General features: G+C 56.0%; 20 protein-coding genes. 5 read left to right on the top strand and 15 right to left on the bottom strand.

All coding sequences use genetic code 11. From position 1 onward, the window contains the following. Window positions 1–43 precede the first annotated feature (43 nt). From nuoF to lrhA, 6 genes are all read right to left on the bottom strand, one after another. A complete protein-coding gene (nuoF, locus tag BJP61_RS07505) occupies window positions 44–1,381 on the bottom strand; it encodes an NADH-quinone oxidoreductase subunit NuoF (RefSeq protein ID WP_038861582.1) in 1,338 nt (445 codons plus the stop codon). Beyond that, window positions 1,378–1,878, bottom strand: coding sequence for an NADH-quinone oxidoreductase subunit NuoE (gene nuoE, locus BJP61_RS07500; RefSeq protein WP_004388650.1), 501 nt, complete (start codon window positions 1,876–1,878; stop codon window positions 1,378–1,380). Before nuoE ends, nuoF begins: the two co-directional genes overlap by 4 nt. A gap of 2 nt (window positions 1,879–1,880) precedes the next feature. After that, complete coding sequence (gene nuoC / locus BJP61_RS07495; protein WP_161581397.1) at window positions 1,881–3,692, bottom strand: NADH-quinone oxidoreductase subunit C/D; 1,812 nt, start codon at window positions 3,690–3,692, stop codon at window positions 1,881–1,883. 87 nt (window positions 3,693–3,779) lie between these two features. Further along, a complete protein-coding gene (locus tag BJP61_RS07490; protein ID WP_004388648.1) occupies window positions 3,780–4,454 on the bottom strand; it encodes an NADH-quinone oxidoreductase subunit B in 675 nt (224 codons plus the stop codon). Between the two features lie 15 nt (window positions 4,455–4,469). After that, window positions 4,470–4,919: an NADH-quinone oxidoreductase subunit NuoA gene (gene nuoA / locus BJP61_RS07485; RefSeq protein ID WP_007716026.1), complete on the bottom strand. Its 450-nt coding sequence runs from the start codon at window positions 4,917–4,919 to the stop codon at window positions 4,470–4,472. A gap of 619 nt (window positions 4,920–5,538) precedes the next feature. Then, window positions 5,539–6,474 carry a transcriptional regulator LrhA gene (gene lrhA, locus BJP61_RS07480; protein WP_038861581.1) on the bottom strand — a complete coding sequence of 312 codons (936 nt, stop codon included), beginning with the start codon at window positions 6,472–6,474 and terminating at the stop codon, window positions 5,539–5,541. Window positions 6,475–7,424: 950 nt separating this feature from the next. Between lrhA and alaA the strand changes: the two genes are divergently transcribed. Together alaA and yfbR are read left to right on the top strand one after the other, a co-directional pair. Further along, window positions 7,425–8,639: an alanine transaminase AlaA gene (gene alaA, locus BJP61_RS07475; protein ID WP_038861580.1), complete on the top strand. Its 1,215-nt coding sequence runs from the start codon at window positions 7,425–7,427 to the stop codon at window positions 8,637–8,639. A gap of 80 nt (window positions 8,640–8,719) precedes the next feature. Continuing rightward, entirely contained in the window at window positions 8,720–9,319 is a 600-nt protein-coding gene (gene yfbR / locus BJP61_RS07470) for a 5'-deoxynucleotidase (protein ID WP_038861578.1), read from the top strand. A 4-nt stretch (window positions 9,320–9,323) separates the two neighbouring features. On the opposite strand, the gene BJP61_RS07465 is transcribed toward yfbR, so the two are convergent. From BJP61_RS07465 to yfbV, 4 genes are all read right to left on the bottom strand, one after another. Next, entirely contained in the window at window positions 9,324–11,156 is a 1,833-nt protein-coding gene (locus tag BJP61_RS07465) for an SLC13 family permease (protein ID WP_171998075.1), read from the bottom strand. Between the two features lie 100 nt (window positions 11,157–11,256). Next, complete coding sequence (locus BJP61_RS07460; RefSeq protein WP_171998074.1) at window positions 11,257–11,916, bottom strand: sugar phosphatase; 660 nt, start codon at window positions 11,914–11,916, stop codon at window positions 11,257–11,259. Between the two features lie 12 nt (window positions 11,917–11,928). Further along, window positions 11,929–12,423 (bottom strand): YfbU family protein, encoded by a 495-nt coding sequence (locus BJP61_RS07455; protein WP_038861573.1) that lies wholly within the window; start codon window positions 12,421–12,423, stop codon window positions 11,929–11,931. Window positions 12,424–12,510: 87 nt separating this feature from the next. Further along, complete coding sequence (gene yfbV, locus BJP61_RS07450; RefSeq protein WP_038861571.1) at window positions 12,511–12,966, bottom strand: terminus macrodomain insulation protein YfbV; 456 nt, start codon at window positions 12,964–12,966, stop codon at window positions 12,511–12,513. Between the two features lie 334 nt (window positions 12,967–13,300). Between yfbV and ackA the strand changes: the two genes are divergently transcribed. Both ackA and pta read left to right on the top strand, forming a co-directional pair. Continuing rightward, on the top strand, window positions 13,301–14,503 hold the full coding sequence (ackA, locus tag BJP61_RS07445; RefSeq protein WP_038861566.1) for an acetate kinase: 1,203 nt from the start codon (window positions 13,301–13,303) through the stop codon (window positions 14,501–14,503). An 83-nt stretch (window positions 14,504–14,586) separates the two neighbouring features. Next, window positions 14,587–16,725, top strand: coding sequence for a phosphate acetyltransferase (gene pta, locus BJP61_RS07440; RefSeq protein ID WP_038861563.1), 2,139 nt, complete (start codon window positions 14,587–14,589; stop codon window positions 16,723–16,725). A gap of 64 nt (window positions 16,726–16,789) precedes the next feature. On the opposite strand, the gene BJP61_RS07435 is transcribed toward pta, so the two are convergent. Both BJP61_RS07435 and BJP61_RS07430 read right to left on the bottom strand, forming a co-directional pair. Then, the gene (locus tag BJP61_RS07435) at window positions 16,790–17,038 is read right to left on the bottom strand and encodes a DUF1158 domain-containing protein (protein WP_171998073.1); all 249 of its coding nucleotides are present in this window, start codon (window positions 17,036–17,038) and stop codon (window positions 16,790–16,792) included. A gap of 65 nt (window positions 17,039–17,103) precedes the next feature. Beyond that, window positions 17,104–17,451 carry a RamA family antibiotic efflux transcriptional regulator gene (locus tag BJP61_RS07430; RefSeq protein ID WP_038861555.1) on the bottom strand — a complete coding sequence of 116 codons (348 nt, stop codon included), beginning with the start codon at window positions 17,449–17,451 and terminating at the stop codon, window positions 17,104–17,106. A 277-nt stretch (window positions 17,452–17,728) separates the two neighbouring features. On the opposite strand from BJP61_RS07430, the gene BJP61_RS07425 reads away from it, so the two are divergent. Next, window positions 17,729–18,313 carry a TetR/AcrR family transcriptional regulator gene (locus BJP61_RS07425; protein WP_038861553.1) on the top strand — a complete coding sequence of 195 codons (585 nt, stop codon included), beginning with the start codon at window positions 17,729–17,731 and terminating at the stop codon, window positions 18,311–18,313. A 58-nt stretch (window positions 18,314–18,371) separates the two neighbouring features. On the opposite strand, the gene yfcD is transcribed toward BJP61_RS07425, so the two are convergent. From yfcD to yfcF, 3 genes are read right to left on the bottom strand one after another with little or no spacing between them, the layout of a single operon-like run. Then, window positions 18,372–18,938 carry an NUDIX hydrolase YfcD gene (gene yfcD, locus BJP61_RS07420; RefSeq protein ID WP_038861552.1) on the bottom strand — a complete coding sequence of 189 codons (567 nt, stop codon included), beginning with the start codon at window positions 18,936–18,938 and terminating at the stop codon, window positions 18,372–18,374. Between the two features lie 54 nt (window positions 18,939–18,992). Beyond that, on the bottom strand, window positions 18,993–19,544 hold the full coding sequence (gene yfcE / locus BJP61_RS07415) for a phosphodiesterase (protein ID WP_171998072.1): 552 nt from the start codon (window positions 19,542–19,544) through the stop codon (window positions 18,993–18,995). 59 nt (window positions 19,545–19,603) lie between these two features. Then, window positions 19,604–20,248, bottom strand: a complete 645-nt coding sequence (gene yfcF / locus BJP61_RS07410) for a glutathione transferase (RefSeq protein WP_038861546.1) — start codon at window positions 20,246–20,248, stop codon at window positions 19,604–19,606. Between the last annotated feature and the right edge of the window lie 111 nt (window positions 20,249–20,359).

Below are 20,359 nucleotides of genomic sequence, written 5' to 3'. Positions count from 1 at the left end.
TTCCAGTTGGCCTGGCGCGAGCCAGGCGTTAATCAAAATGCTTTTACCAGCGCGTCTTGAGCAGGTTCGGCTGAATACCATTAATGGCACGGGTGTTGCCGGGAGTCTGCTTAATGCCCGCTTCGAATTCGTCACGGAAATATTTAATCGCGCTCTGAAGTGGCTCTACGGCACCTGGCGCATGGGCGCAGAACGTTTTACCCGGGCCCAGGAATCGGCAGAGCTGCTCCAGGGTTTCGATATCCCCCGGTTGCCCTTCGCCGCGCTCCAGCGCACGCAGGATTTTTACGCTCCACGGCAGGCCGTCACGGCATGGCGTACACCAGCCGCAAGACTCACGCGCGAAGAATTCTTCCAGGTTGCGGACCAGCGACACCATGTTGATTTCATGATCAACAGCCATCGCAAGCGCAGTGCCGAGACGGCTGCCTGCTTTACCAATGCTGGCGAATTCCATCGGCAGATCGAGATGCGCGTCAGTCAGGAAGTCTGTCCCAGCGCCGCCCGGCTGCCAGGCTTTGAATTTCAGGCCGTCACGCATGCCGCCTGCGTACTCTTCGAGAATTTCACGCGCGGTGGTGCCGAATGGCAGCTCCCAGACGCCAGGATTTTTCACGCGTCCGGAGAAGCCCATCAGCTTCGTGCCTTTATCTTCGCTGGTCGACAGCCCCTGATACCACTCAACGCCATTGGCGAGAATGGCCGGCACGTTGCACAGGGTTTCCACGTTGTTCACGCAGGTTGGTTTACCCCATACGCCGCTTGAGGCCGGGAACGGCGGCTTGGAACGCGGGTTGGCGCGACGGCCTTCCAGCGAGTTGATAAGCGCCGTCTCTTCGCCGCAGATATAGCGGCCCGCACCGGTGTGCACGAAGAGTTCAAAATCGAACCCCGAACCAAGAATGTTTTTTCCGAGCAAACCCGCTTCGGTCGCTTCCGCGATAGCACGACGCAGACGCTCAGCTGCTTCAATGTATTCGCCGCGCAGGAAGATATAGCCACGGTACGCTTTCAGCGCGAACGCGGAGATCAGCATGCCTTCCACCAGCAGGTGCGGCAGCTGTTCCATCAACATGCGGTCTTTATAGGTGCCCGGCTCCATTTCATCGGCATTACACAGCAGGTAACGGATGTTCATGGATTCGTCTTTCGGCATCAGGCTCCACTTAAGGCCAGTGGAGAAACCTGCGCCGCCGCGCCCTTTGAGACCTGCGTCTTTCACTGCATTGACGATTTCATCCGGCGCCATGCCGGTGAGCGCCTTGCGCGCGCCTTCGTAGCCGTTTTTGCTGCGGTATTCTTCGAGCCACACCGGCTGCTTGTCGTCGCGCATGCGCCAGGTCAGCGGATGCGTTTCGGCAGTACGAATAATCTGTTTCATTTGTACTGCTCCAGAAGCTCAGGGATCCCTTCCGGCGTCAGATAACTGTGAGTATCCTCATCAATCATCATGGTCGGCCCTTTGTCGCAATTGCCAAGGCAGCAGGTCGGCAGCAGGGTGAAGCGTCCGTCAAACGTGGTCTGGCCCGGTTTGATGCTCAGATGTTTTTCAATCGCGGACTGGATCCCCTGATAGCCGGTGATATGGCATACCACGCTGTCGCAGTAGCGAATCACGTGACGGCCTACCGGCTGGCGGAAGATCTGGCTGTAAAAGGTCGCGACCCCTTCGACATCGCTCGCCGGGATACCGAGGACTTCCGCTATCGCATAAATAGCGCCGTCCGGCACCCAGCCACGCTGTTTCTGGACGATTTTCAGCGCTTCAATGGACGCCGCACGCGGGTCTTCATAGTGGTGCTTCTCGTGCTCAATCGCCTCACGCTCTGCCGCACTCAGCTCAAAAGCCTCGTTCTGTGGTTGTTGATTCTCGTGCATAGTTAGCGATCCACATCAGACATTACAAAATCGATACTACCCAGATAGACAATCAGGTCGGAAACCAGGCTGCCGCGGATCACCGAAGGAATCTGCTGAAGATGCGGGAAACTCGGCGTACGGATACGGGTACGGTAGCTCATGGTGCTGCCGTCGCTGGTCAGGTAGTAACTGTTAATCCCCTTGGTTGCCTCAATCATCTGCAGGGATTCGTTGGCCGGCATAACCGGGCCCCAGGAAACCTGCAGGAAGTGGGTAATCAGGGTTTCGATATGTTGCAGCGTGCGCTCTTTCGGCGGCGGCGTGGTGAGCGGGTGATCCGCCTTGAACGGGCCTTCCGGCATGTTTTTCAGACACTGCTCAAGAATACGCAGCGACTGGCGCACTTCTTCGACTTTCAGCATCACGCGGGTGTAGCAGTCGCTGACGCCGCCGCCGACTGGCACCTCGAACTCGAAGTTCTGGTAGCCGGAATACGGGCGCGCTTTACGCACGTCGAAATCGATACCGGTGGCGCGAAGGCCGGCGCCGGTGGTTCCCCATGCCAGCGCTTCTTTGGCGTCATAAGCCGCCACACCCTGAGAACGGCCTTTCAGGATAGTGTTTTTCAGCGCTGCTTTAACGTAAGAGTCGAGACGCTTTGGCATCCACTCAAGGAACTCTTTCAGCAGGCGATCCCAGCCGCGCGGCAGGTCGTGCGCGACGCCGCCAATACGGAACCAGGCCGGGTGCATACGGAAGCCGGTAATCGCTTCCACCAGATCGTAGATTTTCTGACGATCGGTAAAGGCGAAGAAGACCGGCGTCATGGCGCCGACGTCCTGAATAAAGGTAGAAATATAGAGCAGATGGCTGTTGATGCGGAACAGCTCAGAGAGCATGACGCGAATCACTTCCACGCGCTCCGGCACCTGAATCCCCGCCAGTTTTTCTACGGCCAGTACGTATGGCATTTCGTTCACGCAGCCGCCCAGGTATTCGACGCGGTCGGTATACGGAATGTAGCTGTGCCAGGACTGACGCTCGCCCATTTTCTCTGCACCACGGTGGTGGTAACCGATATCCGGCACACAGTCGACGATCTCTTCGCCGTCCAGTTGCAGGATGATACGGAACGCACCGTGCGCCGAAGGGTGGTTCGGGCCGAGGTTCAGGAACATGAAATCTTCAGTGTCGTTGCCGCGCTTCATGCCCCACTCTTCGGGCTTGAAGGTCAGCGCTTCCATTTCCAGCTCTTCTTTCTGCTTAGTGAGCGTAAACGGATCGAATTCGGTCGCGCGCGCCGGGTAGTCTTTACGCAGCGGGTGCCCTTCCCAGGTCGGCGGCATCATGATGCGGCGCAGGTTCGGGTGGCCGGTAAAGGTAATACCAAACATTTCCCAGGTTTCACGCTCATACCAGTTGGCGTTCGGGAAAAGGCGGGTAAAGCTCGGCACGTGGAGATCGTTTTCCGTGAGCGCCACTTTCAGCATGATGTCGCGGTTGCGATCGATGGAAAGCAGGTGGTAGAAAACGGAAAAATCCGCAGCCGGTAAACCGTTGCGGTGGGTGCGAAGGCGCTCATCCATGCCATGCAGGTCATACAGCATGACGTAGGGTTTAGGCAGCTTTCGTAAAAATTCGCCAACTTCCAGTAATTGTTCACGCTTGACCCAGACTACCGGCATACCGGTACGGGTGGCCTGAACAGTAAAGGCATCCGGCCCAAAACGGTTACGCAATTCGCCAATAACCGGGTCGTCGAGGTGATCCCTGGTTTGCCACACAGGCAAAATGGCGTCTTGCGCAGTTAAATCGGTCATATTGTTCACCATTGCCAATGGTCTGTGATGACTGTCGGACGGCGGCTTCTCGCTGTCGTTTATTGGTATACGTGAGAAGCGACCCCCCGCAGGCGCAAATTAAATTTCGTCCGGTGTACGCAGGTTGGTGACTGCGATACGTTCGCCGCGTTTACGCTCACGCTCTGACTGCATGTTGGCGCGATAAACGCCCTGATCGCCAACCACCCATGACAGCGGACGGCGCTCTTTGCCAATCGACTCCTGCAGCAGCATCAACGCCTGCATGTACGCTTCAGGGCGCGGCGGGCAGCCCGGGATGTAAACATCCACGGGCAGGAATTTATCCACACCCTGCACGACGGAATAAATATCGTACATACCGCCGGAGTTCGCACACGCGCCCATGGAAATGACCCATTTTGGCTCCAGCATCTGATCATACAAACGCTGGATAACCGGTGCCATTTTGGTAAACGGCGTACCGGCGACCACCATGAAATCGGCCTGACGCGGGGAAGCACGGAGTACTTCCGCGCCAAAACGCGCAACGTCATGGACGGCGGTGAACGACGTCACCATTTCCACGTAGCAGCAGGAAAGGCCAAAGTTATAAGGCCAAAGGGAGTTTTTACGCCCCCAGTTCACCATGTCATGCAGGGCATGTTCGAGCTTGCCCATGTAGACGCTGCGGTGTACATGCTGTTCCAGAGGATCAGTCACAATCTCCTGTTTTTGCAGGGGGTAACGGTCATTCTCACCGTCGGGATCTATGCGGGTGAGCGTATAGTCCATCTTATTGCCTCGCTGTTACTGCGTATGACGATTAGTGAGACTGCCAGCTTCTTCGGTGTTCACACGCTCGCGACGGGAACGCGAAGGCGTCCACTCCAGCGCGCCGATGCGCACCAGATAAACCAGACCAGCCAGTAGCACTAAAATGAAAATTGCGGCCTCGATAAAGCCGAGCCAGCCGACTTCACGGACTGATGTTGACCAGGCGAAGAGATAGAGGGCTTCGACGTCGAAGATGACGAAAAACATCGCTACCAGGTAGAACTTCGCGGAAAGTCGTAAGCGGGCGGTGCCAACCGAGTCGATCCCCGATTCGAACGGGGTGTTTTTGTACCTGGCGCGGGCGCGACCGCCGAGGAACCAGGCGCCGACCAGCATCAGACAACACAGGCCAATGGCAACAATAAGAAAGATACCGAACGCCCAGTGATGAGCGATAACTTCAGTGGATGTTGACATACTCATTGCTTACTCATCAAAAGTGGCGCTAAAGCCTCTGCTCTTGCTGGCAGATGAACGCCACATCGATTCAAGGGGAGGAACAATCAACCGTACAATAACTGCCGGAATTATTACTTAGGCAGCAAATTGATGGGGTTTTTTACTCCTTTCTATAACCTTTTGTCAACTTTAACAAAAGAAACCTAACATTAGTTTACATCTCCCCAAGCCCATTAACATTTGATGCTTTTAGCGTCCTGTGAGCCGCGTATCAGACCACGGAGCCCGGCGGGTGAATCGTGTCCGTTAACAGTGAGGGGACATAAACACCCCTTATTTTGGCAGGAAATCTCAACTATTCCTCCCCCTCGTCGGGAGTATTTTCTTGATCTGCGACACGCTTTTGTTAATTGACCAGAAAAAACAGCAACAAAATTGCTCACTTTTTAACATCAAAAGTGAAATTTTCTGCTGGTGAAAAGCGTATGGAATGGCTTGAAAGAGGGTGAAAAAGCGGTGAAATACAGTTTCAATTTTAGTTAATTACAGGCACTTAGCCTACAGAAATGTATAAAAAAAGCCTCTGATAACCTTACGATCATCAGAGGCTTTATTAACATCAATGAAACATTTGCAGCAAATATTATTCCAGATCGCCCTGCACCAGCAGCGTATCATCACCGCCTTCAAGCGTCGCAGTATAGCGCCACGGTTGATAGTGGCTCTCCATGGCCTGGAAGATAATCTCCGCCATGTCGTTCTTGCTGCTGGTGTTGCGACACAACATGTACTGCGTTTCCGGCAGCGCAGGCAGGCCGTCTGAAGTGCCCAGTACGCGCAGTTCCGGGCTCATCATCTCCACCGGGCGCGCGGTAATGCCAAGCCCCGCTTTCACGGCGGCGCGCACCGCAGGCAATGTGGATGCGACGTAAGAGATACGCCACGGCACATTTGCCGCGTTGAGCTGCTCGATAATCACGTCACGATACGGGCTCGGCTCATCCAGAACCACCAGCGGCACCGCTTCATTTTTATGCAGCGTATAATCCGCCGCGCAATACCACAGCGTAGGCGACGTGCGTAGCACCAGTGAATCCAGATTCTCTGGCTGATGCGTGGTGACGACCAGGTCTATCTCCTGCTGATTGAGCATTTCAATAATGTACGGATTGCGTTTAACACGCACATCAATCGCCAGTTTCGGATAGACCGAGCTGATACGATTGAGAAGATACGGCAGGATGGTATCCGCCGATTCGTCAGAAGCGCCAATGGTCAGGACGCCCTGCAGGTTGCTATACATTAGCGAAGTGCATGCTTCATCGTTGAAGCGCAAAATTTTTCGTGCGTAACCCAGCAACTGGATGCCATGTTCGGTTAACAGCTTATTACGCCCATGACGGGCAAACAGCTCTTTACCGACCAGCTGCTCCAGGCGCTGCATCTGCTGGCTGACGGCCGATTGCGTACGGCATACCGCTGCTGCCGCGGCGGCAAACGTATTCAGATCGGCGACTGCGACAAACGTTCTCAGCAGATCGAGGTCGAGGTTTAAGATCGGACGATTTGCGTTAATCATATTGTTATCACTTTCAGGTAACCGCACGCGGCGGATACCGTCTGTTGCTATGTGTAAAGGAAAGAAAGCAATTCCTTTTGAAGCATGCTTCCGGGCTAACACAACCCGCGTCGGAAGACCGCCATGCGCTTTTCTAATTCAAACCCCTGGTTATTAAAACAGTAAAAGGGCGTTTTTTTCTGCTGCCGCTGTGCCTTAACGTCAAATATTTTGCACATTGACCCCATGATTTGAATTAAAAATCTGGCTACGTTGGCTAAGGCGAAAAGTAACGGCTCTGCGACCTTAACATACTCTGACAAAAGAAAAAGAAGAGTATATAACTATGCCTGACTTGTGTCCTGAATGACTATAGAAACAACCACTTGCCGGGGAGGCGCTTTCCGGCCTGGCTGCGCTGGCGAAACGTCTTGCGCCAGGAGGCTTATAATATCGTAAATCTGTTCTTTTTTTAAGACTCAATACGATTTTACTTATACATGCCTGGGGGATTCTAAATTTTCGTAACTCTATTACAGACATCGGCAAAACCAATAATTAATATTATTTAATAATTCATTATTTCTCGCGCTGTTCATATAACAAGCTCGTTACAAGCTACGTTATCAACCCCGCATTTTTATCATCAGCAGTGTAGATAAAGCGTCTCTATTTTGGCGAGCAAAATTGATAGCGGCTGAATTAATTAACTGGCTAAGATTGCGCATTCGCGCCTGTGGTGACATCAACCATAGCCAAAACTTATACCAGCACAAAAAACACACCTCACTTCATTTTACAATATTTTATAAAAACCAAAGTCATTTATAAGAAACATAACACCAGAGACCGGGAAAGGCAGGGTTACCACTCTCTTACCCACGAGGCTTTAAAAGCGCGGACGGGAGGAGTAAATTGTCCGCCATCGGCTTCCATGGCAGGAAGCGCAAAACAAGTAAGGTTCTGACGTTATGTCGCCCATAGAAAAATCCAGCAAGCTCGACAATGTCTGTTACGACATCCGCGGCCCGGTGCTTAAAGAGGCCAAACGCATTGAAGAAGAAGGCCAAAAAGTTCTTAAGCTGAATATCGGCAATCCGGCCCCGTTTGGTTTTGACGCCCCCGATGAAATTCTGGTGGACGTTATCCGTAACCTGCCTACCGCGCAGGGCTATTGTGACTCCAAAGGGCTTTACACGGCACGTAAAGCTATCATGCAGCACTACCAGGCGCGCGACATGCGCGACGTCACGGTAGAAGATATCTATATCGGCAACGGCGTCTCGGAGCTTATCGTGCAGGCGATGCAGGCGCTGCTGAACACGGGCGACGAAATGCTGGTTCCTGCGCCCGACTACCCGCTCTGGACGGCAGCGGTGTCCCTCTCCGGCGGCAAAGCGGTGCATTATCTGTGCGACGAGTCCTCCGACTGGTTCCCGGATCTTGACGATATCCGCGCCAAAATCACTCCGCGCACCCGCGGGATTGTTATCATTAATCCGAACAACCCGACCGGCGCGGTCTATTCAAAAGAACTGCTGCTGGATATCGTTGAGATTGCGCGCCAGCATAATCTGATAATCTTTGCCGACGAAATTTACGACAAGATCCTCTATGACGACGCCGAGCATCACTCGATCGCGGCGCTGGCACCCGATCTTCTTACCGTCACGTTCAATGGCCTTTCCAAAACTTACCGCGTCGCGGGTTTCCGTCAGGGCTGGATGGTGTTGAACGGGCCGAAAAAACACGCGAAAGGCTATATCGAAGGGCTGGAGATGCTCGCCTCAATGCGTCTGTGCGCTAATGTGCCGGCGCAGCACGCCATTCAGACAGCGCTCGGCGGCTACCAGAGCATTAGCGAGTTTATCGTGCCCGGCGGTCGGCTCTATGAGCAGCGCAACCGCGCCTGGGAACTGATTAACGAGATCCCGGGCGTGAGCTGTGTAAAACCGCGCGGCGCCCTCTATATGTTCCCGAAAATTGACGCAAAGCGATTTAACATTCACGACGATCAGAAAATGGTGCTGGATTTCCTGCTCCAGGAAAAAGTGCTGCTGGTTCAGGGCACCGCCTTTAACTGGCCGTGGCCGGATCACGTTCGTATCGTGACTCTGCCACGTATTGATGAGCTCGATCTCGCCATTAACAAGCTGGGCCGCTTTCTTTCCGGCTATCATCAGTAATCCTTGCGGGGGGAGATTTGCATCTTCCCCCCTCTCCCCTCACAATGGTTTTTTGTCGCAGTCACAGACAAGGGATCTTTATGAGTCAGAGTCATTTTTTTGCCTACCTTTCCCGCCTGAAGTTAATTAATCGCTGGCCATTAATGCGCAATGTGCGCACTGAAAATGTCTCTGAACATAGTCTGCAGGTGGCGATGGTCGCTCATGCGCTTGCCGCGATCAAAAACCGTAAATTTCAGGGCAAAGTTAATCCAGAGCGTATTGCGCTGCTGGCGATGTACCACGATGCCAGCGAAGTGTTAACGGGCGATCTGCCGACACCAGTGAAATATTTCAATTCCCAGATAGCCCATGAATATAAAGCTATCGAGAAAATCGCCCAGCAGAAGCTGATTGAAATGGTGCCGGAAGAGTTACAGGACATCTTCGCGCCGCTGCTTGATGAGCACCACTATACCGAGGATGAGAAGTCGCTGGTTAAGCAGGCGGACGCCCTGTGCGCGTACCTGAAATGCCTGGAGGAACTTTCGGCGGGCAACAATGAATTTCTGCTCGCCAAAAGCCGCCTTGAGAAAACGCTGGCGCAGCGGCACAGCGCAGAGATGGATTATTTCATGCAGGTGTTTGTCCCAAGCTTTCATCTGTCATTAGATGAAATCAGTCAGGACTCCCCGCTCTGACGCGTCAGAACGGGAAGAGTACCGGAATTAAGAGCACGCAGACCACCATCACGATAAGCGTAAACGGCACGCCGGTTTTGACAAAATCGCTGAAGCGGTAATTCCCCGGCCCAAGCACCAGAGTGTTTACGGGCGACGACACTGGCGTCATAAACGCGGCCGATGCCGCCATCGCTACGCCCATCGCGAAGGGATACGGCGACACGCCCATCGTATTGGCGGCGGCCAGCGCGATGGGCGCCATCAGCACCGCCGTCGCGGTATTGGAAATGAACAGACCGATCGCGGCGCACATCACAAACAGACAGCCCAGCATCACATAGGGGCCATAACCGCCGCTGACGCGCATCAGCCCGTCAACGATAAGCGCAACCCCACCGGTTTTCTGTAATGCCTGCGCAAAGGGCATCATACCGACGATAAGAATAATGCTCGGCCAGTGGATCGCTTTCCAGGCACTGTCCGGGTTGATACAGCGAAATTTTCCCATCAGCAGACAGGCGATAATCGCGGCGACCGGGTTTGGGATCTCGTCGGTCAGCATCATCGCCACCATCAGCGCGAGGCAGAAAATCGCGTGCGGCGCCTGGCTGTGGGCGGGCGACGCGTCGCTCTCCTCTACCGGCAGATTCAGCACCACTACGTCGCGGCACTTCTGCCCGAGCTGGCTGATAAGCTTCCAGGGCCCTACCACCAGCAGCAGATCGCCAAGCTGTAATGGCTCGTTCACCACCGCCCCTGGCAGCGCTTTGCCCTCGCGTTTGATGCCGACGACATTGAGCCCGTAGCGGCTGCGAAAATGTATTTCGCGCACCGTTTTCCCCACCATCTCGCCTTCCGGCGTCAGCGACAGCTCCGCCATGCCCACATCTAACGCCTGATCGGAAAAATAGTCGCCGCGCAGGATCATCGGCTCCAGCTGCTGCTCGCTGCAAAACTGGCGCAAATCCATATCCGAGGCGGACATGTCTATCAGCAGGACATCCCGCGCGCGAAACTCCGTCACGCCGTTAACATCCACAATCACGCGGCGAAAGCGGCGCCAGCGTTCAACGCCAATCACGTTGGCGCCGTAATGCTCGCGCAGTTGTAAATCATCCAGCCGGTGGCCGATAAGGGGCGAGCCGGGGCGGATCGCCAGACGGCGCGCGCGGCCGGTAAGGTGATAATCGCGGATAAAATCACGAAACGTGCGACGGCTCCAGGCCTGCGGTTTGTCGCGGCCCTCGCCTGAGCCCAGCATAAAGCGCACCAGCAGCATATAGACAATGCCCAGCGCCAGAATGGCGAGCCCCACGGGCGTCACGCTGAAAAAGCCAAACCCGGCGTGCCCTTCGCGCAGCAGCTCGCTGTTGACGACCAGATTGGGCGGCGTCGCCACCAGCGTCATCATGCCGCTGATAAGTCCGGCGAAGCTTAACGGCATCATCAGGCGCGACGGCGCGATTTTCATCCGCGCGCAGACGCTTATCACGACGGGAATAAATATCGCCACCACGCCGGTGGAACTCATAAACGCGCCAAGACCGGCGACCGTTAACATTAACAGCACCAGCATCCGGGTTTCGCTGCTGCCCGCCATCTGCACCAGCCAGGCGCCCATCCTGGTGGCCACCCCGGTGCGCACCAGACCGTCGCCGATAACGAACAGCGCGGCGATAAGAATCACGTTCGGATCGCTGAAGCCCGCAAAGGCTTCATTAATGGTCAATGTGCCGCTCAGGATAAACGCGACAATGACCAAAAGCGCTACGGCATCCATGCGGATTTTCCCCGTGGCGAACAGCAACACCGCCGCGCCAAGCAGGGTCAACACCCAGATTAATTCACCATTCACAACGTATCCTTTTGTTGTTATCACGGCTTCGCCAATGAAAACGGCGGGAAACCCGCCGTATCAGAAAGGTGGCGCCGTCGCGCCAGAAACGGGGGCGTCGTTACGGCTTTTGCGTTACGCGCACCCAGCCGTCAGCGCCTTTTTCCAGCGCCAGTTCGTTAAGGGTTTTGGCGACCAGCGCCGCCTCGTCAAGACGCGGCGTGTTGGCAGGCGGGTTAGCGGCAATCACCGGACAGCCCGCCGCCAGGCCTGAAAGAATACCTGCCGGGGCATCTTCCACAACCGCACATTCATGAGGCGCCAGGCCCAGCAATTCAGCGCCGAGCAGATAGGCGTCCGGCTCCGGTTTGCCGCGCTTTACGCGCTCTGCGGTAACAAACACTTCTGGCTCCGGCAGGCCCGTTGCGCTCCGACGCGCAGAGGCGACCGGCATGGAGCCGGAGGTGACAATGGCCCAGGGAATGCGGGCGTCGTTCAGGTAATTAAGGAGCGCGAGCGCGCCCGGCAGCGCGACGATGCCCTCGGTATCGCTGGCCTCAATCTGCTCCAGGCGGCGAAACTCTGCCATGATCTCGTCTTCGCTGTGCCCGTCCATAAAATGGCGCAGCGAGGTGATCGCCTGTTTGCCATGAATAAAGCCCAGCACCTCGTCGTGCGCGATGCCGAAGCGATCCGCCCAGTGGCACCAGGCGCGCTCTACCGCAGGCAGAGAGTCCACCAGCGTACCGTCCAGATCGAACAAAAACCCTTTACATTCCACAGCCTTCTCCCGTCAGGCGTTAATAATCTGCATAATTTCGTTGGCGCACAGGTGGTACTGGCGCGGGCAGGCCTGCCACACTTTCAGCATCCGCAGGTATTTTTCCCACATTGGGGTTTGCGCGTTGAAGCCGTGCGTGCCGGCGTCGAAATGGGTATAGCGCCCTTCCGTGTTAACCAGGAACCGCACGTAGCCGAGGAAACGCGCTTCGGTAGCGGCATCAAAGCCCAGAAACGTCACGCGACGTTCATCAATCGTGTGGTTGTCTTTCATGTTGGCTCTGGAGACCTGGAGGGCGTGATACATCTCCATGATGTCGATAACGGTGCGGCAGGTCTCTTCGCTCAGCTCGCCGAAATCGCGGTCGAGTTCGCGCATCTGTAAACCGTAGCCGCGCTCGATGATGGTTTGCAGGCGGCGGTAGCGCTCGCCATTGTCCGGATCGAGCAGGGTCATCATTTTGTACTGGTTGGAGAGAATAAGACGCTGGGCATGGGTCATTTCCATGGTGTGCTCCTGTTACAGGCGAAGCCCGATCAAAGTGGGATACTGCTCCCTACTCTGCCTTCTTTTGCCCATACGTCTTTTGATCAATTACAAGTCATCAAGAAAAGTTTTATCAAGTTGCTTAAACGCACGTTTCAGGGTGTCAGCCAGCGCCTGGTAATCGGGCTTGCCTTCAACGGGTGCCAGCGCCTGCCCCGCCTCCTGTAATTTGGTGCGCACTTCATAAAACCAGCTCAACGTGCCTGGCGGCAGCGGCGTGACGGAGCGCTTGCCAAGCCACCACAGGCCCTGCATCGGCATACTCAGCGCGAACAGCGCAGTGGCGACGGCGGGCCCAAGCTGGCCGCCGAGCGCAATTTGCCAGCACAGGGTAAACACGGCGACGGGCGGCATCACACGGATAGCGAAGCGCGTGGCGCGGATCACCCGGTTTTCGACAAAGACCGGAGCCAGGCGCTTATCAATCGGCCAGGTCTTCGCATAGTGTTGCCCACGACGAAACAGGCTAAAAAAGCTCACGGGGCGATTTTCAGGTGTCGACATGGCCTTACCTCAACTTCATTAATAAAAAATAAAATTTTTCTGCAAGATAACAACTCTCTATGACAACGTTCAAAATATTTTGTCAATGCCAGCTGCAATCAGTTATCCTGTGCCCGCCTGCGATGGCGTAGAAGGCAAAGCCCGCGCTGTCAAATCTTTAAGGCCGTCATTCGCGCCGGAAATTTGCGCAGAATGGCGTAAACTCTGTTTATTTCTTCGTCACAGCAGAATCTCCCTTCGCTATGACGTTAATCATAAATGTCGGCGTCATCTTACGCTACGCTGAGAGACTCACTGACGTTTTTTTAGCCACGTATCACTAATAGGTACTTCCATGTCGAGTAAGTTAGTACTGGTTCTCAACTGCGGTAGCTCCTCACTGAAATTTGCCATCATCGATGCTCTCAACGGTGACGAGTACCTGTCCGGTCTGGCCGAATGTTTCCATCTTCCTGAAGCGCGTATCAAATGGAAAATGGACGGCGGCAAACAAGAAGCGGCGCTTGGCGCCGGTGCGGCTCACAGCGAAGCGCTGAACTTCATCGTTAATACTATTCTGGCACAAAAACCGGAGCTGTCTGCCCAACTGACCGCGATTGGTCATCGTATCGTGCATGGTGGCGAGAAGTATACCAGTTCCGTAGTCATTGATGAGTCTGTTATTCAGGGCATCAAAGATTCTGCCTCTTTTGCGCCGCTGCATAACCCGGCCCACCTGATCGGTATCGCTGAAGCGCTGAAATCCTTCCCGAACCTGGCAGATAAAAACGTGGCCGTGTTCGACACCGCGTTCCACCAGACCATGCCGGAAGAGTCTTACCTCTACGCCCTGCCGTACAAACTGTATAAAGAACACGGCATTCGTCGCTACGGCGCGCACGGCACCAGCCACTTCTATGTGACGCAGGAAGCCGCAAAAATGCTGAACAAGCCGGTGGACGAAGTGAACATCATCACGTGCCACCTGGGCAACGGCGGTTCTGTTTCCGCAATCCGCAACGGTAAATGCGTTGACACCTCTATGGGTCTCACCCCGCTGGAAGGTCTGGTAATGGGCACCCGCTCCGGCGACATCGACCCCGCCATCGTCTTCCACCTGCACGATGCTCTGGGCATGAGCGTTGATGACATCAACAAGCTGCTGACCAAAGAATCGGGCCTGCTGGGTCTGACTGAAGTCACCAGCGACTGCCGTTATGTTGAAGACAACTACGCAACCAAAGAAGACGCGAAGCGTGCAATGGACGTGTACTGCCATCGTCTGGCCAAATACATCGGCTCCTACACCGCGCTGATGGAAGGTCGTCTGGATGCGGTCGTCTTTACGGGCGGCATCGGCGAGAACGCCGCGATGGTTCGCGAACTCTCCCTCGGCAAGCTGGGCGTGCTGGGCTTCGAGGTTGACCACGAGCGCAACCTGGCCGCGCGTTTCGGCAAATCCGGCTTCATCAACAAAGAAGGCACCACCCTCGCGATGGTCATTCCGACCAACGAAGAACTGGTTATCGCGCAGGACGCCTGCCGCCTGACCGCCTGATCCCTCATCGCCAGCCTGCGCTGGCGGTGTTGTTTTATGTGGTGCCAGCCGCGCGGCTGGCTGCAACAAAAAGAGGATAAACCGTGTCCCGTATTATTATGCTTATTCCAACCGGAACCAGCGTCGGCCTGACCAGCGTCAGCCTCGGCGTGATCCGCGCTATGGAACGTAAAGGCGTTCGTCTGAGCGTCTTCAAACCTATCGCCCAACCGCGCGCCGGCGGCGATACTCCGGATCAGACTACGACTATCGTACGTGCCAACACCAACCTGCCGGCGGCCGAGCCGCTGCGCATGAGCCACGTCGAGTCACTGCTCTCCAGCAACCAGAAAGACGTGCTGATGGAAGAGATCATTGCTCGCTTCCATGAAAACACTAAAGACGCCGAAGTGGTGCTGGTGGAAGGCCTGGTGCCGACCCGCAAGCATCAGTTCGCCCAGTCGCTGAACTATGAAATCGCCAAGACTCTGAACGCGGAAATCGTGTTTGTAATGTCTCAGGGCACCGACACGCCGGAGCAGCTGAAAGAGCGTATCGAGCTGACCCGCAGCAGCTTCGGCGGTAGCAAAAACGCCAATATCACTGGCGTTATCGTCAACAAGCTGAACGCGCCGGTTGATGAACAGGGCCGTACGCGCCCGGATCTCTCCGAGATTTTCGACGACTCCACCAAAGCGAAAGTCGTCAACATCGACGCGCAGCATCTGCAAACTGTCAGCCCGCTCCCGGTGCTGGGCGCGGTGCCGTGGAGCTTTGATCTGATTGCCACCCGCGCTATCGATATGGCTCGCCACCTGAACGCGACCATCGTTAACGAAGGCGATATCAAAACCCGCCGCGTGAAGTCTGTCACCTTCTGCGCGCGCAGCATTCCGCACATGCTGGAACACTTCCGTCCGGGCTCCCTGCTGGTGACCTCCGCGGATCGTCCGGATGTGCTGGTCGCCGCCTGCCTCGCCGCCATGAACGGTGTGGAGATCGGCGCTATCCTGCTGACTGGCGGTTATGAAATGGACGAGCGCATCAACAAGCTGTGCGAGCGCGCTTTCGCCACCGGCCTGCCGGTATTTATGGTCAACACCAACACCTGGCAGACCTCGCTCAGCCTGCAGAGCTTCAACCTTGAAGTGCCGGCAGACGACCACGAGCGTATCGAAAAAGTGCAGGAATATGTGGCAAGTCACGTCAGCGCAGAGTGGATCGACTCACTGACCGCCACTTCCGAGCGCAGCCGTCGTCTCTCCCCGCCGGCGTTCCGCTACCAGCTGACCGAGCTTGCGCGCAAAGCAGGCAAACGCGTCGTGTTGCCGGAAGGCGACGAGCCGCGTACCGTCAAAGCGGCAGCAATCTGCGCCGAGCGCGGCATCGCGACCTGCGTACTGCTGGGCAACCCGGATGAGATTGCACGCGTTGCGGCAGCCCAGGGCGTAGAGCTGGGCGCAGGCATTGAAATCGTCGACCCGGAAGTGGTGCGTGAGAGCTACGTAGCGCGTCTGGTTGAGCTGCGTAAAAACAAAGGCATGACCGAAGCGGTCGCCCGCGAGCAGCTGGAAGACAACGTGGTGCTCGGCACGCTGATGCTGGAGCAGGACGAAGTCGACGGTCTGGTTTCCGGCGCGGTTCACACCACCGCCAACACCATTCGTCCGCCGCTGCAAATCATCAAAACCGCGCCGAACAGCTCGCTGGTGTCCTCCGTGTTCTTCATGCTGCTGCCTGAACAGGTTTACGTTTACGGCGACTGCGCGATCAACCCGGATCCGACCGCTGAACAGCTGGCCGAAATCGCGATTCAGTCCGCCGATTCCGCAGCCGCTTTCGGTATTGAGCCGCGCGTAGCGATGCTCTCCTACTCTACCGGCAACTCCGGTGCGGGCAGCGACGTGGAAAAAGTACGTGAAGCGACCAAACTGGCGCAGGAAAAACGCCCGGATCTGGTGATCGACGGCCCGCTGCAGTACGACGCTGCGGTCATGGCTGACGTCGCGAAATCCAAAGCGCCGAACTCCCCGGTTGCTGGCCGCGCCACCGTGTTCATCTTCCCGGATCTGAACACCGGCAACACCACGTACAAAGCGGTACAGCGCTCTGCCGACCTGATCTCCATCGGGCCGATGCTGCAGGGTATGCGCAAACCGGTTAACGACCTGTCCCGTGGCGCGCTGGTTGACGATATCGTCTACACCATCGCCCTGACCGCGATTCAGGCGACCCAGCAGTAATTCACCGCTGATAAGCAAAAGGCCGCGCGATGCGGCCTTTTTTATGGTTTAAACGCCCCGCTTCTTAGTGCTCCAGCGAAAACCAGCGCCGCCACACAAAGCGAATCACGTAATACTCCACCGTGCCGAGCAGTAAAAACCAGATGCAGAAAATAATGGTATAAAGCTGGTTAAGATCCACCAGATGAAATCTCGTCATCAGGCTCTGGGCCAGGGTCAGCGTAAGTCTCGGGGCCGGCAGCAGCAGGCAGGAGAGAAACGCCAGCAGCAGGATGCCGCCAGCGGTGATTAGCGTTTCAAGAGGATGCTTCATGAGAGGCTTTCGGTCTGTTCAAAAGCGCATTGTCGGGGAATTTCTTGCGCTATGCAAACCGCGGCTCAGCAATGGTTTACTGGCGTCCCGCCCTGTTTGCGCCAGGTGCCCGGCGACATCTGAAACTTACGGGTAAAAAGCCGGGTAAAGGTTTGCTGCGAGTCGAAACCGTATTTCATGGAAATATCCAGTACGCGGTCGTTGGTGGCACGCAAGTCCTGCGCCGCCAGCCGCAGCTTTTTCTCGCGAATATAGCGCCCGATACTCTCCCCTTTATGGTGATGGAACAGCCGTTGCAGATGCCATTTGGAATAGCCCGCGTGACGCGCGATATCGTCTATGCGCAATGGCTTGTGAAGGTTGTCATCAATCCAGTCAGTCAGCGTTTCAATAACCTGAGCGGGAAGTTCCATAGAATCCCTCCAGTCGTGGTGATAGCAATGATATTTCAGGCGTTCGCCTGCCCTGAAGCCCGGTTCGCGTAAGCGCCCCGCTCATTTTCCCGGCGCAAGAGACCGGCATGCGGCGCAGTGAAAAACTGGCCGGCGAAACTTGATAATGAGTGAGTAAACACTCATTATAGGAATGCGCGTTGATTCGTCAACCCCGTTTTTGCCGTGTGATCCGGGGCCTTGCAGCGGATCGGCGAGTCGTGATTCAATCTGCCCTTTTGACAGGAGAGAAAAGCCCGTGGCGCGTCCCCGCAGTGAAGATAAAAAAATGGCGATTCTGGAAGCCGCCACCGACGCTATCGCCGAGGCCGGCCTTGGCGCGTCCACCGCGCTAATAGCCCGCAAGGCAGGCGTGGCTGAAGGCACACTGTTTCGCTATTTCGCCTCGAAGGACGAACTGTACAACGCGCTCTATGTGCACCTGAAACAGGACTTCTGTCGTTCGATGATAGGCAAGCTGGATATCAATGGCGATCACAAAGAAAACACCCGTCACGTCTGGAACAGCTTTATCGACTGGGGCCTGACCAGGCCTGCGGCCAATCTGGCGGTGCGCAAGCTGGAAGTCAGCAGCCGCATTACCGAGGAGAGCGAAAAACGCGTGACGGATATCTACCCGGAGTTGCACGAACTCTGTGAGAAGTGTATTTCGCCGGTATTTCGCTCACCAGAGTTCCGCGCCTTCGGCGATGAGATCTTCTTCGCGCTGGCGCAGACGACGATGGATTTCGCCACACGCGAACCGGCGCGTTCCGCTGAATTTAAAGCTGTAGGGTTTGATACATTATGGCGGGCGCTTTGCGACAGCGGCTGCTGCGCCTGAAAAGCTGAATGAACCAGGCCGCCCCGCGCACGTGACTGAACGTCGCGGGGCTACGCCGTTAGCTGAGCGTGGTGTTTTTCTCTTCCTGCTCTCTCTCTTTGCTGCTCTCCTGGCCTGCGTTACGGCTCAGCCACAGCGACAGCGCTTTTAACGTATCCGGAGTGAACTCATCGCAGCGCGCGGTGATCTCCTCAGGCTCCATCCAGCACACTTCGCTGATTTCGCTCTCCTGTAGCGCGAATGGACCGTGAGAGACGCAGCTGAACAGCCCGCCCCAGACGCGGCAGTGTTCATCCTCGAAATAAAACTGGCCGTGCTCGGCGAAAGGTACGCCCGCGATGCCAAGTTCCTCCTCCGCCTCGCGACGCGCGCTCTCCAGCAGCGCTTCGCCCGCCTGCACCACGCCGCCTGCGGTGGCGTCGAGCATACCCGGCATAAAGTCTTTGATATCGGTACGGCGCTGCACCAGAATTTTGCCCATGCCATCATGCACCACGATGTAGGTCGCGCGATGACGCAGGCGCTCGGCGCGCATCTGCGCACGACTGGACTGCGCAATCACTTCATTGTCTTCGCTGACAATGTCCACCCACTCCATGCCTGCCAAATGATTTTGCTCCACCATCAGGAAACCTTCTTCAATAAGCGCTCTTACGGCGCGTTCTGGTTGTTCGGTAAATTAAGGGGAAATCGTTGTCTGTGCAATAACCTGCGAGGTCTCGAGGGTTATTACGCTCAGCGTGTCGCCGCCAAGGAACCCATAGCTCGCCGGATAGCCGCCTTTTGGCATGCTGACGGAGCCGGGATTAAAGTGAATGTGCTCGCCTTTGCGCGCCGCGACGGGAATATGCGTATGACCATAGACCAGCACGTCGCCTGCGGCCAGCGGCGGTAGATTTTCCGGGCTGTAAAGATGACCGTGCGTCAAAAAGAGCCGCTGTTTCGCCAGCAAGACCTGCTGCCAGGGGGCGGTTATCGGGAATTCCAGCAGCATCTGATCGACTTCGCTGTCGCAGTTGCCGCGCACCGCGATAATGCGGTCAGCCACCATATTGAGCCGTTTCGCCACTTCGCCAGGGTTATAGCCCTCTGGCAGCGGGTTGCGCGGCCCGTGATTTAAGAAATCACCCAGCAAAACCAGCCAGCGGGCGTCGCTGTCCGCAAAGCGCGCCAGCAGAAGCTCTGTGGCGGGCAGCGAGCCGTGAATATCCGAAGCGAACATCAGCTTCATTACTCACCTTCCGAATGAAAATTGTGGTGCACGCATGATAACGGATCGCGCAAGGCTTATCAGCCCGAACGCCTGGCAGAAAGTGCGATATAACGCTGCACCGAGGCGCGCTGCCACTGGAACGTCGCATACTCCGCCAGCGTCTCCGGCACCGGGTCGCCATGCATCACCAGGCGGTTAATCATAAGAGCCAGATCGGTATCCGCAAGCGACCATTCACCAAACAGATTTTGCTGTCCGTGCGTCAGCAGCGCCTGCGCGCAGTCGATAAGCTTATCCGCCGCCGCCTGACCATCAGCGCTCAGCGGCGCATAGCGAGCCCCGCCGAAAATCACATCGGTCGGACGTTCGGCCCTGAGCGCGCCCAGATCGCTTCGCAGCCACGCCTGCACCTGGCGGGCGCGGGCGCGTTTTTCGATGTCATGCGGATAGAGCCGCTCCCAGACCGGCGGCGCGAAACGCTCTTCCAGATACTCCGTAATCGCTGAGGATTCGCTTAGCACGACATCGTCAATCACCAGCACCGGTACCCGGCGCGTTAAGGCGAACCCCTGCCAGTCTGCCTGATGGTGTTCGCCGCGTGATAAATCACGGGTTTGCAACTGAAACTGTAACCCTTTTTCCTGCAACGCCACCCAGACGGACATGACGTAAGGGCTAAAAAACTGGGCATCTGACCAAAGCGTAATAGCGGGCTGGGACATCGTCATTCTCATCTCTGATGGAGGATAGCTAAAACTATACCGAAATCCCTTTTCTGTCATGCTGCCGAAAATCGGGGCTCGCCGCATTCTGTAGCAAACCGCCTATACTTT

The sequence above is a fragment of the Cronobacter sp. JZ38 genome (genome assembly GCF_008932145.1).
GTDB lineage: Bacteria > Pseudomonadota > Gammaproteobacteria > Enterobacterales > Enterobacteriaceae > Cronobacter > Cronobacter muytjensii.
The sequence above is the reverse complement of the archived record's forward strand: the minus strand, read 5'-3'. Positions and strand labels throughout refer to the sequence as shown.

Excerpts from the sequence above, each read along its gene's own strand:
- nuoF (WP_038861582.1), bottom strand. The coding sequence starts at position 1,381 with ATGAAACAGATTATTCGTACTGCCGAAACGCATCCGCTGACCTGGCGC.
- nuoE (WP_004388650.1), bottom strand. The coding sequence starts at position 1,878 with ATGCACGAGAATCAACAACCACAGAACGAGGCTTTTGAGCTGAGTGCG.
- nuoC (WP_161581397.1), bottom strand. The coding sequence starts at position 3,692 with ATGGTGAACAATATGACCGATTTAACTGCGCAAGACGCCATTTTGCCT.
- BJP61_RS07490 (WP_004388648.1), bottom strand. The coding sequence starts at position 4,454 with ATGGACTATACGCTCACCCGCATAGATCCCGACGGTGAGAATGACCGT.
- nuoA (WP_007716026.1), bottom strand. The coding sequence starts at position 4,919 with ATGAGTATGTCAACATCCACTGAAGTTATCGCTCATCACTGGGCGTTC.
- lrhA (WP_038861581.1), bottom strand. The coding sequence starts at position 6,474 with ATGATTAACGCAAATCGTCCGATCTTAAACCTCGACCTCGATCTGCTG.
- alaA (WP_038861580.1), top strand. The coding sequence starts at position 7,425 with ATGTCGCCCATAGAAAAATCCAGCAAGCTCGACAATGTCTGTTACGAC.
- yfbR (WP_038861578.1), top strand. The coding sequence starts at position 8,720 with ATGAGTCAGAGTCATTTTTTTGCCTACCTTTCCCGCCTGAAGTTAATT.
- BJP61_RS07455 (WP_038861573.1), bottom strand. The coding sequence starts at position 12,423 with ATGGAAATGACCCATGCCCAGCGTCTTATTCTCTCCAACCAGTACAAA.
- yfbV (WP_038861571.1), bottom strand. The coding sequence starts at position 12,966 with ATGTCGACACCTGAAAATCGCCCCGTGAGCTTTTTTAGCCTGTTTCGT.
- ackA (WP_038861566.1), top strand. The coding sequence starts at position 13,301 with ATGTCGAGTAAGTTAGTACTGGTTCTCAACTGCGGTAGCTCCTCACTG.
- BJP61_RS07435 (WP_171998073.1), bottom strand. The coding sequence starts at position 17,038 with ATGAAGCATCCTCTTGAAACGCTAATCACCGCTGGCGGCATCCTGCTG.
- BJP61_RS07430 (WP_038861555.1), bottom strand. The coding sequence starts at position 17,451 with ATGGAACTTCCCGCTCAGGTTATTGAAACGCTGACTGACTGGATTGAT.
- yfcD (WP_038861552.1), bottom strand. The coding sequence starts at position 18,938 with ATGGTGGAGCAAAATCATTTGGCAGGCATGGAGTGGGTGGACATTGTC.
- yfcE (WP_171998072.1), bottom strand. The coding sequence starts at position 19,544 with ATGAAGCTGATGTTCGCTTCGGATATTCACGGCTCGCTGCCCGCCACA.
- yfcF (WP_038861546.1), bottom strand. The coding sequence starts at position 20,248 with ATGTCCCAGCCCGCTATTACGCTTTGGTCAGATGCCCAGTTTTTTAGC.